Origin of the sequence: Zoogloea sp. (assembly GCF_041911615.1) — a bacterium.
GTDB lineage: Bacteria > Pseudomonadota > Gammaproteobacteria > Burkholderiales > Rhodocyclaceae > Zoogloea.
This window is the reverse complement of record NZ_JAYROR010000080.1, coordinates 107,219-120,815: the sequence shown is the minus strand read 5'-3', so window position 1 is coordinate 120,815 and position 13,597 is coordinate 107,219. Positions and strand designations below refer to the sequence as shown.

Annotated in this window: 9 protein-coding genes; 3 read left to right on the top strand and 6 right to left on the bottom strand. The window is 65.7% G+C overall.

The window, feature by feature from the left end:
* Nucleotides 1–172: 172 nt before the first annotated feature.
* Nucleotides 173–2,416 carry an EAL domain-containing protein gene (locus ACE3P2_RS09530; protein ID WP_374263789.1) on the bottom strand — a complete coding sequence of 748 codons (2,244 nt, stop codon included), beginning with the start codon at nucleotides 2,414–2,416 and terminating at the stop codon, nucleotides 173–175.
* Nucleotides 2,417–2,606: 190 nt separating this feature from the next.
* Between ACE3P2_RS09530 and ACE3P2_RS09525 the strand changes: the two genes are divergently transcribed.
* Nucleotides 2,607–3,992 carry a WS/DGAT domain-containing protein gene (locus tag ACE3P2_RS09525; protein ID WP_374263787.1) on the top strand — a complete coding sequence of 462 codons (1,386 nt, stop codon included), beginning with the start codon at nucleotides 2,607–2,609 and terminating at the stop codon, nucleotides 3,990–3,992.
* Between the two features lie 13 nt (nucleotides 3,993–4,005).
* Here ACE3P2_RS09525 and ACE3P2_RS09520 read toward each other — a convergent pair whose 3' ends face one another.
* The 5 genes from ACE3P2_RS09520 to ppsA form a co-directional block, all read right to left on the bottom strand.
* On the bottom strand, nucleotides 4,006–5,415 hold the full coding sequence (locus ACE3P2_RS09520; RefSeq protein ID WP_374263793.1) for an ABC transporter permease subunit: 1,410 nt from the start codon (nucleotides 5,413–5,415) through the stop codon (nucleotides 4,006–4,008).
* Complete coding sequence (locus ACE3P2_RS09515; protein WP_374263785.1) at nucleotides 5,415–6,392, bottom strand: ABC transporter permease; 978 nt, start codon at nucleotides 6,390–6,392, stop codon at nucleotides 5,415–5,417. The genes ACE3P2_RS09520 and ACE3P2_RS09515 overlap by 1 nt, the downstream gene beginning before the upstream one ends.
* Before the next feature lie 50 nt (nucleotides 6,393–6,442).
* Nucleotides 6,443–7,306, bottom strand: coding sequence for an SPFH domain-containing protein (locus tag ACE3P2_RS09510; protein WP_374263783.1), 864 nt, complete (start codon nucleotides 7,304–7,306; stop codon nucleotides 6,443–6,445).
* A gap of 10 nt (nucleotides 7,307–7,316) precedes the next feature.
* Complete coding sequence (locus tag ACE3P2_RS09505; RefSeq protein WP_374263781.1) at nucleotides 7,317–7,766, bottom strand: NfeD family protein; 450 nt, start codon at nucleotides 7,764–7,766, stop codon at nucleotides 7,317–7,319.
* Nucleotides 7,767–8,893: 1,127 nt separating this feature from the next.
* Nucleotides 8,894–11,263, bottom strand: coding sequence for a phosphoenolpyruvate synthase (gene ppsA, locus ACE3P2_RS09500; RefSeq protein ID WP_374263779.1), 2,370 nt, complete (start codon nucleotides 11,261–11,263; stop codon nucleotides 8,894–8,896).
* A 240-nt stretch (nucleotides 11,264–11,503) separates the two neighbouring features.
* On the opposite strand from ppsA, the gene ACE3P2_RS09495 reads away from it, so the two are divergent.
* Nucleotides 11,504–12,328: a pyruvate, water dikinase regulatory protein gene (locus ACE3P2_RS09495; protein WP_374263777.1), complete on the top strand. Its 825-nt coding sequence runs from the start codon at nucleotides 11,504–11,506 to the stop codon at nucleotides 12,326–12,328.
* Nucleotides 12,329–12,421: 93 nt separating this feature from the next.
* Nucleotides 12,422–13,591 (top strand): DUF2863 family protein, encoded by a 1,170-nt coding sequence (locus ACE3P2_RS09490; RefSeq protein ID WP_374263775.1) that lies wholly within the window; start codon nucleotides 12,422–12,424, stop codon nucleotides 13,589–13,591.
* Nucleotides 13,592–13,597: the final 6 nt, after the last annotated feature.

Genomic DNA, 13,597 nt, shown 5'->3' with positions numbered 1-13,597 from the left:
TCGCACCGCTTAACGCCCCAAGTCTGCAATACCCCGCAAACCCAGCCTCCTCACCGCCACACTTCCAATCCCGCCGAAAGCGTCGCTGCGAAAGAGGCCGAATTATAAAGAACTATCAGAAACTGTCAACACCATTGAGACGGTAAATATAAAAATCCTGCCTGATCCTCACTCAAGTCGCCCTTCCGCGAATCCACGCCTCGAGCGCATGGGCATTCATCGGCTTTCCGTATAGGTAGCCTTGCATTTCCTTGCAGCCCATTTCTTCGAGCAGACGCGCCTGGGATTCCGTCTCCACACCTTCGGCAGTCACTTCAAGTCCCAGGCTCCTAGCCAGCTTAACGATCATCGTCGCGATGCAGTCTTCCGACGTCTCGGGCGTGAGCTCGCGCACGAAGGCCTTGTCGATCTTCACCCGGTCAAAGGGAAGCCGGTTCAGGCTACCCAGCGATGAAAAGCCACAGCCGAAGTCATCCACCGCGACCCGCAACCCCAGCGCTTTCAACTCTCGCAATTGCCGCGCGACCGACTCGGGATCTTCCATGGCCACGGATTCGGTGATCTCCAGCTCAAGCCGGGCCGGATTGACGCCGGTCGTCGCGATCGTGGCGGCAATCTTGGCGACGAAATCCGGCTCCCGGAACTGAGCAGCGGAGATGTTGATGCCAACTCGGAAGCGCGGCAGGCCTTCATTGTCCCAGCGCACGATTTGGCGACAGGCTTCGGCGAACACCCAATCGCCAATCTCGACGATCAGGCCCGTGTATTCGGCCAGCGGGATGAATACATCCGGCGCCACCATTTCGCCATGGGGCTTGATCCAGCGGATCAGCGCCTCGCAACCGACCACCTGTCCATGCAGCGGAGACACCTGGGGCTGGTAGTGCAGCTCGAGTCCCTTGTGTAGATGCAGGGCCGAGCGCAGCTCGTTGAGGAGCTGAACGCGGTTCTGGGTAGACGACTCCATCTCGGTCGAGAAGAAGCGCCAGTGCTGATCGCCCTCCTGCTTGGCGTGACTGAGCGCCAGGTTCGCGCGCTTGAGGAGCTCGACGGCGCCTCCGGAAATCTGCGCGACGCTCACGAAGCCGGCACGTGCGCGCATCGGAATCGAGTGCCCGCGCACAGCAAAGGGCGCCGAAAAGACATTGAGCACCGCACCGACGCCCCCTGCCCCTGGCAGCCAGCACACGCCGAACGCATCACCCGCCACGCGCGCGACCAGCGCGTCGGGCCCGAGCAGCGCCTGCAGCCGCTGCGTCACCTCGACGAGCAGCATGTCACCGCTGCGATGCCCGAGCGCGTCGTTGAGTTCAGAGAAACGCACGATGTCGATGATGCCCAGCGTCCAACCCGCCGCCGCGAGGATCGGCAGACGGCCGTCGAGATCGTCGAGGAAGCGCGTGCGATTGGGAAGTCGGGTGAGGGGATCGAAGTAGGCGAAGAAATTGAGGCGCTGGAAGAGGACGACGTTCTCGAAGCCGACCCGCAAGTTGACGCACAGCACTTCGATCAGGCGCCGGGTCAGTTCGTTGGCGACAACCGGCAGATCCAGATAAACCATGGCTTCCTTGCCGTGGATGCGGCCGAGGTACAGGCAGCAGGAGGTCGCCTCGAACACGTGCCCGCCCTTGGCACGCGCATGTCGGAAGGCCCGACGCGGCGGCGCATCACCCAGCTCGCCCAGCCCGCGGCCCGACCAGGCGGCGTACGCGCCGGTGGCCGCGATCACGCCGAGTTCCTCCTGATCGCCGGGCACACCGTGCCACGCCAGTGGTCCGCAGAAGATCGCATTCACGGGACTGCCGAGGAGGCTGCCCAGATGCTGCAGCACCACGCTGGCGAAGGCCCCGACGTCGCGGGGAATGAATAGCTGATTGCCTGTCTCGATGAGCAACTCCAAGCCCCGGCGGTTGGCGTTGAGGCTGCAGATCTGCTCGTAAGCGCGGATGGCCGCGGTCAGGGTGGTGATCAGCCGGGTGTGGGTCAGCTCGGCCTTGGTGCGGTAGTCGTTGATGTCGTACTCGCGGATCACGCCGAGCTCCGGCGCATAGCCCGGCTGCCCGGTGCGCAGGATGATCCGCACGTCGTTGAGGCCCAGCTCGTGGCGGATCACCCGCACCAGCCGCAGCCCCGCATCGTGGCGCTCCATCACCACGTCGAGCAGGATCACCGCCACATCGCGGCATTTGCCCAGCAGCGCGCGAGCCTCCTGCGCGGAAAAGGCGTGAAGCAGCTCCAACCCTCGGCCGACGATCTGTGCGCCCTTGAGCGCGAAACGGGTGGCCTGATGCACCTCGGCGTCGTCATCGACGATCAGCACCTTCCATCGCCCCTCGGCCGACACGACGACAGAAGCTTCCTCGTCTTCGAGAAACTCCACCAACTCTTCGGGGCGGGGCGAGGGAAGGATATTCATTGCTGATATTTTGAGGCCCGGCAGGCAAGGCGCACTCTCACGGTTGATAGGTTTGTAACGGCACCGCCACACCCGATCTTTAACCATGCGCGACAGCGCGCCTTTGGCCTTCCGAAGCACTGCAAATCGGCGCAGAATCTTGCGGGAGGGCCGGCGTCGGGCCGGTCGACGAACCACACTGGAGACGCCCATGAGCACGCTGGAACGACTTGGCAGCCTCGACATGACTTGGCTGCAGATCGAGCGGAACACCAATCTCATGCAGGTCGTCGGCGTGCTGATCCTCGAAACGCCGCTCGACCGCGCCGCCGTCGCCGAGTGCCTGCGCACCCGCCTGCTGCCCATGGAGCGCTTCGGTCAGCACGTGCTGCGCGATACCGTCGGCGCAATCTGGGAGAGCGGCCAGGTCGACCTCGACGCCCACATCGTGCCGGTCGCCCTGCCGCCCGGCGACGAGACGGTTGCACTCCGGCAACTGGTCGGCGAACTGGCCGCCACGCCCCTCGACCCCGCCCGGCCGCTGTGGCAGCTCCACCTCGTCACGCGCTATCGGGGCGGCAGCGCGCTGATTGCCCGGGTCCACCAATGCATTGCCGACAGCATCGCGCTGATCGGCGTGCTGCAATCGCTCACCGACGCCAGCCCGGTGGCCGCGAGCCTGCCTCCGCCGCCAGCCGTACCCAACTTCTTCGATCGCCTCTATGCCCCGCTCACCGACGCCATGGTGGACGGCATCAAACTGTCCGGCGCGGTGTGGGCGAAATACCTGAGCCTGCTTCTCAACCCCCAGCAGGTCTTCGATTACGCCCGCGCCAGCACGGCCCTGGCGCTCGAGATCGGCAAGCTGGCCGGCCTGCGCGACGACAGCCACACCTTCCTGAAGGGCGAGCCGAGCGGCGTCAAGCGCGCCAGCTGGAGCGGCCTGCTGCCCGAGTCGGCCGTGCTCGCCATCGCCGAAGCAACCGGCACCTCGCCCAACGCAGTGCTCCTCGCCAGCCTGGGCGGCGCGCTCCACGATTACCTGCAACGCCAGGGGGCCACCACCGCCAGCGTCGAGTTGCGCACCCTCATGCCGGTCAATCTGCGCAGCGAGGGCACCGACGACGTGCTCGGCAATCGCTGGGGCTTCATGCCGATCGAACTACCGGTCGGCATCGCCGATCCGCTCGACCGGCTCGCCGAAACCCACCGCCGGGTCAATGCCTTCACCGACACCTATGACGCCCAGCGTGCGCTCGGCCTGTTCAGCCTCATCGGCCAGACGCCCCGTGCGGTGCAATTGCAGGCGCTCAAGCTGCTGGCCACCAAGAGCAGCGCGATCCTCTGCCACGTGCCCGGCGCGCGGCAGGCGCGCTACCTGGCCGGCGCGCGTATCGTCGAACAGATGTTCTGGAGCCCGCCTTCGGGCGATCTGGGACTGGCGATCAGCGTCGTGCGCTACGACGGGCGCTACCAGGTCGGGCTGCTGGCCGACGCGGCGATGGTGTCAGACCCGGCCACCATCTCCGACGCGATCGAGGGTCAGCTCGGCCTGCTCAAGCCCAAGCCGGCCCGCCGGCGCAAGACACCCGCCTGATCGGCACGCACCCTCAGCCGCGAGGATCGAAGGCGTCGCGGACCACGTCCGCAAACAGGTTGGCGGCCAGCACCAGCACGAACATGAACACGAAGGCCGCCACCAGACTCCACCACACCATCGGCTCGCGGGCGAGTTCCATCCGCGCGGCGTTGATCATCGTGCCGAAGCTCACCGTGCCGGGATCGACGCCGATGCCCACGTAGGACAGCACCGCCTCGGTCAGCACCAACCCTGAGAAATCCATCACCAACGCGATCAGCACCAGGTGCATCAGGTTGGGCAGCACGTGGCGCGCCAGGATGCGCGGCGTGGACACCCCGAAAGCCCGCGCCGCCTGGACGTATTCGAGCTCCCGCAGCTTGAGGGTTTCACCGCGCAGCAGGCGGCACAGGCTGGTCCAGCTGGTCATGCCGAGGATCACGCAGAGCGCCAGCAGGCGCGCGTCGGCGCGCTCGGCAGCGGTTTCGAACCAGTGCGGATGGGTGTCGATCACCACCTGCATCATCAGCACCGCGGCGGCGATCAGCAGCACGCCGGGAATCGAGTTGAGCACGGTGTAAACGTACTGGATCACGTCATCCACCCAGCCACCCAGGTAGCCCGCCATGATGCCGAGCGCCACCGCCAGCGGCAGCGTCACCAGCGTGGTGAGCGTTCCAATCACCAGCGCCGTGCGGATGCTCTTGAGGGTGAGGAACAGCACATCCTGTCCGACCTTGTCCGTCCCGAAGACGTGGTACTCCGTCGCCAGCGCCAGCACCGGCCCGGCCAGCAGGAACACCACGGCGAGCGTCGCCAGCACCGCCCGCCAGGCCAGCCCGCCCTTGCCCCGCCAGATTGCCCGCCATGCGGCGCCCCGCGGCACGCGGCGCGACAGGGCCACGCCCTGGGTCAGCAGCGCCGCGACCACCATCCAGCCGACCCCCGCCACCGCCAGCCCGATGCCGACCCGGCCAAGGATGTCACCCAACTGGTCTTCGGCCGGATAGCGCAGGTTGGCACCGCCAAACTTGAGGCGCGGAAACTCGCGACGCTGGCTGCCGTCGTCCGCCTCGACGGTCTGCTTGGCAAACAGCTGATAGGCCAGCGGCGCCGAGTACGTCTTCTCGACCCGGTTGCGCAGCGGCGCGCCCAGCGCGTCGAGGGCGCTGCGTACCTCGGTGGACAATTGCGGATGGGTATCCGACGCGCCGCCGGCGGGTGCCAGACGCTCGCGGTAGTGAAGGCTGTCGAGCACGCCGATCAGCAGGAAGAACGCCAGCACGGTGAGCGCCGTCATCCCCACGCCGCTTTCGCCCACCCGCCGCCACGCGTCGCGCATGGGCTCGCTGCGGCGGGCACCCCACGCGGCCAGGGCGATGCATCCGATCAGGCCGAAGAGCAGCAGGTCGGTCCACAGGACCAGCGGTTGGACGGCCATCATTCGAGCCTCACCCGGGGGTCGACCAGCGTGTAAGACAGGTCGGTCAGGATCAGGCCGACGATGTAGAGCAGCGAACCGATGAAGACCATCGCCCGCACCACGGGAAAATCCTGCGCGTTGATCGCGTCGATGGTGTAGCTGCCGAGGCCCGGAATGCCGAAGAAGGATTCGGAGATCAAGCTGCCCATGAACAGCGACGGAATCACCACCACCACGCCGGTGAGGATCGGAATCATGCCGTTCTTGAGCACGTGGCGAAACAGCGCCTCCAGTTCCGACAGCCCCTTGGCGCGGGCCGTGCGCACGTAGTCCTTGCCGGCCTCCTCGAGGAAGATCGTGCGATACCAGCGGGCGCTGCCGCCAATGCCCGAGATCACCCCGATCACCACCGGCAGCACCAGGAAGCGGCTGGCGTCCAGCCCCCCGCCATAACCCGAGATCGGCACCAGATGCCACACCTTCGACACCAGCCACTGTCCGCCGATGATGTAAAACAGCCCCGAGATCGACATCATCGCCACGCACAGCACCACACCGGCAAAATCCAGATAGCTCGCCCGGAAGAACACCAGCAGCAACGCGAAGGAAATCGTCACGAACAGCCCCAGCACGAAGGTCGGCAGCGCGATGGCCAGCGACGGCCCCATCCGCGTGGTGATCTCGGTGGCGATGTCGCGCCCATCGTCGGCCCGGCCGAAGTCGAAGGCGAACATGCGCAGGGATTTGTCGAAGAAGATCGTATCGGTGAGCTTGCCCGCGCCATCGGCCGCGGCGTTGAACATCAGCGGCTTATCGTAGCCGCGCTCGACCTTCCAGCGCTCGATGGCCTCGGGCGTCACGCGCTTGGCGCCCAGTTGCATCCGCGCCATGTCGTCGGGCGTATTGACCACGAAGAACAGCGCGAAAGTGAGCAGATTGACGCCGATGAGGATCAGCGGCGCGTACAGCAGGCGTCGGACGATGTAGGCAAGCATGGCGCAATGCTACATGGCCCGGCGCCGATGACGAAGCCCCGGCCGAGCCCTCAGCCCTTGCCCGCCTTGCCGCCGAAGAGGCCGCGCACCGCCTCCTGCAGATCGGCCGGCAGCACCACCACCTTGGCGTTGTCGGTGCTGCCCATGCGCTCCAGCGACGCGATGTACTTCTCGCCCAGCATGTAGAGCATCGGCGTGGTGTCGGAGCCCACCGCCGACGCCACCCGGCGGATCGCCTCGGCCGACGCCTCGGCCAGCATCACCCGCGCGTTGGCGTCGCGCTTTGATGCCTCCAGCCGCGCCTCGGCCTCGAGAATCGCCGCCTGCTTGGCGCCTTCGGCCCGGGTCACCACGGCCTTGCGCTCCCGCTCGGCGGAAGCCTGCTGCTCCATCGCCTTCTGCATCGACGGCGACGGCTTGATGTCCTGGATCTCCACGGACTTCACCGTCAGGCCCCAATCCACCGCCTCGTCGGCGATGCTCTCGCGCAGGCGCGCCTTGATCTTGTCGCGGCTCGAAAGCGCCTCGTCCAGCTCCATCTCGCCGATGATCGAGCGCAGGGTGGTCATGATCATGTTGCGGATCGCCTCGGAGAAATCCGTCACCCCATACACCGCCTTCACCGGATCGGTCACCTTGAGGAAGGCGATGGCGTTGGTGAGGATCACCGCGTTGTCGCGGGTGATCACCTCCTGCTCCTGCACGTCGAGGATGATGTCCTTGGTCACCAGCTTGTAGGCCACCTTGTCCAGGTAGGGAATGATGATGTTGAGGCCCGGCTTGAGGGTGCCGAAGTATTTACCCAGCCGCTCGACGATCCACTCCTCGCCCTGGGGCACGATGCGCACCCCCTTGGCGATGGTCACCGCCACGAACACCAGAATCGCCAGCACCACCGTCATCGCATTGCTCATTGCCTGCTCCTCACACCTTCACGACCTTCAGGAAACTGCCTTCCACCGCCACCACCCGCACCCGCTCGCCGACGGCAATCGGCGCATCGACCATGCATTCCCACTCCTCCGCGCCGAGCAGCGGCTTCTGGAAACGGACCCGGCCACGGGCAAAGGGTTCGGCCGCCTTCGACATCAGGCCGATCTCGCCGATCGAATCGCCATCCGACTGGCCCGCCCGGGTCTTCGAACGCAGATACTCGCCCCGTTTGAAGACCTTGAACCACAGCACCACCATCGCCAGCGAGGCCACGATCCACAGCGCCACCTGCGCCGTCTCGCCCAACGGCAGCACGGCCAGCAAGAGCCCGACCGACAGCGCCCCCAGGCCGAACCAGATCACGAAGAACGCCGGCACCGCCAGCTCCGCGATCACCAGCGCAATCCCCAGCACGATCCAGTGCCACCATTCGAGACTCATGCCCGCTCCTTTTCCAAACCCACGCCTCCGGCTCTGCGCCGCGCGAAGCAACTTAGCATTTATTTAGCAGGGTGATGCAAGCGTAACGATCCGGCCCCAGAAAAATATGACAGCCACGCGGACCGAAGGCCTGGCTCGGGGTGAAGCTCACTGCCACCCAATCGTCGGCGCTGCCGGAGACCGGGACGCGCGCATTGCGAGGGATCACGTCATCGGGCCGGCGGAGGGCTGTGCCACGGGCAGCGATGAGGATCACACTCGCCGTCAGCTCGATACGCCCCCGCCGCCTTATCGCCGCTGGCGCGAGGACGACACCACGCGCCCGCTCCTCGATGTCAACGCCTCGTAGGACATCAACCATAGCTTGAACCCTTACTTCACGGCTTGTCATTAAGGGTTCAAGCTATGAATGAAGAAGTACACCGCGGCGTAGTTCTTCATTCATAGCCGTGAACACGACGATCACCGGACGAGATAAGGGTTTTAGCTATGATTGAAACAAATCGCCGCGGTGCAGGACCTGTACACGGGGTGCAAGCAGCAAACCAGGGGCGGAAAGACGTCCTCGATGCGGCGTGGGGCGTTCCATCCCTGATTGCAGAAGCCGATCCACGGGTTGTCGACATTCCGCGCCCTAGCGGCGGAGGGCTACGCCGGCTTGAACAAGGTCAACGGGCGGGCAGGTCAGCCCGTCGTGGGTGCGGGGGCCAGGCAGAGGCGGAAGCCGAGGACAGATGCCGGCGAGATCAACAAGAATTCATCCGGACTCATGAGATCGACGTCTGTCGGCAAGTCACACCATGCCATGCCCCTGCCCATACGCCGCTCGTCCGGTGCCGCCGCGCGCCGCCACGCGGTCGCCGTCAGCAGACGCAGCCCCCAGCCCACGGGGCGGTCGCCCTTCGCCCACAACTGCACGTCCAGCCGGCGGCAAAAGGCCGTCGCTGCGCACCACGACACATCCGCGCGCAGCGCATTGGGCTCCAACCACCAGCCTGACCCGCGTTGAGGGGGAAGCTGCAACCCACTCCAGTCCGTAGCTCGGGTCAGCGCAGCCCCACAAAACAAAACCGGCCCGTCTTTCGACGGGCCGGCTTCATTTACAGCGTGTCAGCCTTGAGGCTCGATCATTCGCCCTTGCCATGGGCGGCCAGCTTCAGCCAGGTGTCCACCACGGTGTCCGGGTTCAGGGAGATGGTCTGGATGCCTTCGTCCATCAGCCATTCGGCCAGATCGGGGTGATCCGAGGGGCCTTGGCCGCAGATGCCGACATACTTGCCGAGCTTGTTGGCGCCCTGGATGGCCATCGACAGGAGTTGCTTGACCGCGGGGTCGCGCTCGTCGAAGGAGTGGGCCACCAGGCCGGAGTCGCGGTCCAGGCCCAGGGTGAGCTGGGTCAGATCGTTGGAGCCGATCGAGAAACCGTCGAAGTGCTGCAGGAACTGCTCGGCCAGGATGGCGTTGGAGGGGATCTCGCACATCATGATGAGCTTGAGATCGTTCTCGCCCTGCTTGAGGCCGTGCTCGGCCAGCAGATCGACCACGCCCTTGGCTTCGTCGAGGTTACGCACGAAGGGCACCATCAGCTGCACGTTGGTGAGGCCCAGTTCGTTGCGCACCTTCTTCATCGCGGCGCATTCCATCTCGAAGCAGTCGCGGAAGCTGTGGGCGATGTAGCGGGACGCGCCACGGAAGCCCAGCATGGGGTTTTCTTCTTCCGGCTCGTAGATCTCGCCGCCGAGCAGCTTGCGGTATTCGTTCGACTTGAAGTCGGACAGGCGGACGATGACGGGCTTCGGATAGAAGGCGGCGGCGATGGTGGCGACGCCTTCGACCAGCTTCTCGATGAAGAACTGCTTGGGCGTGGCGTAGCCGCGGGAGCGACGCAGGATCTCGCTGCGCAGGCTGGCCGGCACCTGGTTGATCTCGAGGATCGCCTTCGGGTGGATGCCGATCATGTTGTTGATGACGAACTCGAGGCGGGCCAGGCCCACGCCGCCGTTCGGGATCTGGGCGAACTCGAAGGCCAGCTCCGGGTTGCCGACGTTCATCATGATCTTGACGGGGATCTCGGGCAGGTTGCCGGTGTCGGTGGTGACCACTTCGAAATCCAGCTTGCCGCGATATACGTAACCGGTGTCGCCTTCGGCGCACGAGACCGTGACTTCGTCGTTCTCGTCCAGCACTTCGGTGGCGTTGCCGCAGCCGACGATGGCCGGAATGCCGAGCTCACGGGCGATGATCGCCGCGTGGCAGGTACGGCCGCCGCGGTTGGTGACGATGGCGGAGGCGCGCTTCATCACCGGCTCCCAGTTCGGGTCGGTCATGTCGGTGACGAGCACGTCGCCAGCCTGCACGCGGTTCATCTCGGAAGCGTCCTTGACGATGCGGACCTGGCCGGCGCCGATCTTCTGGCCGATGGCGCGACCGTGGGTGAGGGACTTGCCGTACTGCTTGAGGCGGTACTTCTCCATCACGTGGCCGGACTGCTGGCTCTTCACGGTTTCCGGGCGGGCCTGGAGGATGTAGAGCTTGCCGTCGTCGCCGCTCTTGCCCCACTCGATGTCCATCGGGCGGCCGTAGTGCTTCTCGATGATCATCGCGTAGCGGCCCAGCTCGAGCACGTCGGCGTCGGTCAGGGAGTACACGTTGCGGTCGGCTTCAGGCACGTCGACGGTGCGGGTGGACTTGCCGGCTTCCTTCTTCTCGGCAAACACCATCTTGATGAGCTTGGAGCCCAGGTTGCGGCGGATCACCGCCGGCTTGCCTTCGGCCAGGGTGGCCTTGTGAACGTAGAACTCGTCCGGATTGACCGCGCCCTGCACGACGGTTTCGCCGAGGCCGTAGGAGGCGGTGATGAACACCACGCCGTCGAAGCCGGATTCGGTGTCCATCGTGAACATCACGCCGGAGGCGCCGATGTCGGAGCGGACCATGCGCTGCACGCCGGCCGACAGGGCGACCTCGGCATGGGTGAAGCCCTTGTGCACGCGGTAGGCGATGGCGCGGTCGTTGTACAGCGACGCGAACACTTCCTTGATGGCGTGCAGGATGTTCTCGTAGCCGTGGATGTTCAGGAAGGATTCCTGCTGGCCGGCGAAGGAGGCGTCGGGCAGATCCTCGGCGGTGGCGGACGAGCGCACCGCGAAGCTGCCTTCGCCTTCAGCGGTCAGCTGCTCGTAGGCGGCCTTGATCTCGGCTTCGAGTTCCGGCGGGAAGGGGGTATCGACGATCCACTGGCGGATCTGGGCGCCGTTCTTGGCGAGGGCCACGACGTCATCCACGTCCAGGGTGGCAAGGGCGGCGCTGATGCGCTCGGCCAGGCCCTGGTGGGACAGGAACTTGCGGTAGGCGTCGGCGGTGGTGGCGAAGCCACCGGGCACGCGCACGCTGGCAGGCAGCTGGCTGATCATCTCGCCGAGGGAGGCGTTCTTGCCGCCAACCTGCTCGACATCGGTCATGCGGAGTTCTTGGAACGGAATGACGTTACGTGCCATGAAAAATTTTCCTGGGAGAAATTGAAAACAATATGGAATGTTTTTCTGGGCCGCATTGTAAGAGGTTTGCTGCTCTGCGACATTGGGGGTTTATCCTAATGCGTGCAGCCTGCCACGCCGCGTCGGGACGCGCGCCACGGGCGCGGAGCGGGCGGAATGGGATAAGATGCTCCATTGCCCGGCGCGAGCCGGTCACGCGAACCTGTCCTTATCCGCCGCTCCTTATCCGCTGCCATAGCCATGAGCCAGACCCGCCCCGTTTTCTTCGTCTCCGACGGCACCGGCATCACCGCCGAGACCCTCGGCCACAGTCTCCTCGCCCAGTTTCCCGAAACCCGCTTCCGCAACCATCGCCTGCCCTTCGTCGATTCCCCCGACAAGGCCCGCGACTGCGCCCAGCGCATCCGCGACGCGGCGGTCGAGAGCGGGATGCGCCCCATCGTCTTCAACACCCTCGTCGATCCGGTCGCCGTGGCCGCCCTGCGCGAGGCCGACGCCCTGTTTCTCGACCTGTTCGAGAAGTTCATCGAACCCCTCGAGAACGAACTGGGCCAGCGTTCCACCCACGCCGCCGGTCGCTTCCACGGCATCGCCGACAGTCAGGATTACAAGAAGCGCATCGAAGCGATCAACTTCACCCTCGCCCACGACGACGGCGTCTCCCATGCCGATCTCGCCGAGGCCGACGTGATCCTGGTGGGCGTCTCCCGCTCCGGCAAGACGCCCACCAGCCTCTACCTGGCGATGCAGTTCGGCATCAAGGCCGCCAACTACCCGCTGATTCCCGAGGATTTCGAGCGCAACCGCCTGCCCGAGGAGCTCGGCCGCCACCGCGGCAAGCTGTTCGGTCTCACCATCGGCCCCGACCGCCTCTCGCAGATCCGCCAGGAACGCCGCCCCAACAGCCGCTACGCCTCCATCGAGAACTGCCTGCACGAGATCGAAGCCGCCCAGCGCATGATGAAGCGCGAAGGCATCAAGTGGCTCGACTCCACCGCCAAATCCATCGAAGAAATCTCCACCATCATTCTTCAGGAAGTCCGCCTCGACCCGCAGTCGTACTGACCGCCGATCGGCGCAGCACCTCCCCCTGCCCTCACGGGTGGGGATCGTGCGGCGCCGCTTCCTGTCCAATTCCCATCAACAAGGAGAGCCCCGATGAAACGTAACCGACTCGGGCGCCGCGGCGGACTGCCGCGCGACGCCGAACAGCTCCTGTGGCTCGCCAACGGCCTTGCCGACTCCAGCAGCCGTGCCGAAGACCACTTCTGGGACCAGCGCCTGGCCGACGCCGTGGACAACCTGCTCCACGCCGAGGACGAGGACGCCCTCAACACCGCCCTCGACCACCTTTCCACCGCCAGCCCGCACGCCTACGACGAACTCGCGGACATGATCGAGTCGCGGGCCGAAGGCGCCCTCAAGTCCGACGACCAGCACGACGTGCTGCTGATCGCCGCGCCGGTGATGGCCTGGTCGCGCTACCGCATTCCCGCCGCGCCGATCGCCGCCGCGGTGATGGCGAACCTGCGCGTGCACCTCAAGGCCCACGTGCTCGCCTCCGAGGTTCGGCTGGCCCTCGCCGACTTCCTGTTCAGCCCCGACCAGCTCCCGCAGGGCTACTGTGCCACCGCCGACTTCGCCACCCACCTGGGCAAGGCCGCCGGCAACGACACCGACCTGCACATCAAGACCGACAACCTGCCCGAGACCGCCCAGTTCCTCTCCGACACCCGCTACCTGCTGGGTGCCGTCGTGGTGCCCAAGGGTGCGCCGATCTTCCGCTGGCAGGAAGAAGACTGCACCCGCGAGCAGGCCCTCGAGCAGTGGCGCGCCCAGGGCGGTGCCTGCATCGCCCCGCTGCTCACCGGCTGCGCTTTCGAGGTGGTGCTGCCCAACGCCTACTTCGCCGCCAGCCGCGAAGCCGACAAAGCCTCGCGGCCCTACTCGATCCAGGCCTCCGCGGCCTTCCTGTCCACCACCCTCGACGCGCCTGCCGCCGGCCTGCGCGCCGTCGTCGCGCCCTTCTTCGACCGTCAGGTGGAGGAATACCGCATCGGATTCACCCGCCGCGGCCAGAACGAAGTGGTACACGGCGTCGTATGGCCGCTGCTGGGCGCCGAGGACGAAAGCAGCGAGACCCTCGCCGAGATCGAAACCACCCTGCGCGCCTGCGGCATCGCCGACATCCTGATCCTCGACAACGAGTTTCCGATGGAATACTGCGACGACTGCGGCGCGCCGATGTACCCCTCGCCCGACGGCGAGGCAGTTCATGCCGAACTGCCCGAAGAAGACGCCGAGCAGATGCCCAAGCACCTGCACTGACGTCCT

Coding starts and splice junctions, on each gene's coding strand:
- ppsA (WP_374263779.1), bottom strand. CDS start 11,263: ATGGCACGTAACGTCATTCCGTTCCAAGAACTCCGCATGACCGATGTC.
- ACE3P2_RS09490 (WP_374263775.1), top strand. CDS start 12,422: ATGAAACGTAACCGACTCGGGCGCCGCGGCGGACTGCCGCGCGACGCC.
- ACE3P2_RS09510 (WP_374263783.1), bottom strand. CDS start 7,306: ATGAGCAATGCGATGACGGTGGTGCTGGCGATTCTGGTGTTCGTGGCG.
- ACE3P2_RS09530 (WP_374263789.1), bottom strand. CDS start 2,416: ATGAATATCCTTCCCTCGCCCCGCCCCGAAGAGTTGGTGGAGTTTCTC.
- ACE3P2_RS09520 (WP_374263793.1), bottom strand. CDS start 5,415: ATGGCCGTCCAACCGCTGGTCCTGTGGACCGACCTGCTGCTCTTCGGC.
- ACE3P2_RS09495 (WP_374263777.1), top strand. CDS start 11,504: ATGAGCCAGACCCGCCCCGTTTTCTTCGTCTCCGACGGCACCGGCATC.
- ACE3P2_RS09515 (WP_374263785.1), bottom strand. CDS start 6,392: ATGCTTGCCTACATCGTCCGACGCCTGCTGTACGCGCCGCTGATCCTC.
- ACE3P2_RS09505 (WP_374263781.1), bottom strand. CDS start 7,766: ATGAGTCTCGAATGGTGGCACTGGATCGTGCTGGGGATTGCGCTGGTG.
- ACE3P2_RS09525 (WP_374263787.1), top strand. CDS start 2,607: ATGAGCACGCTGGAACGACTTGGCAGCCTCGACATGACTTGGCTGCAG.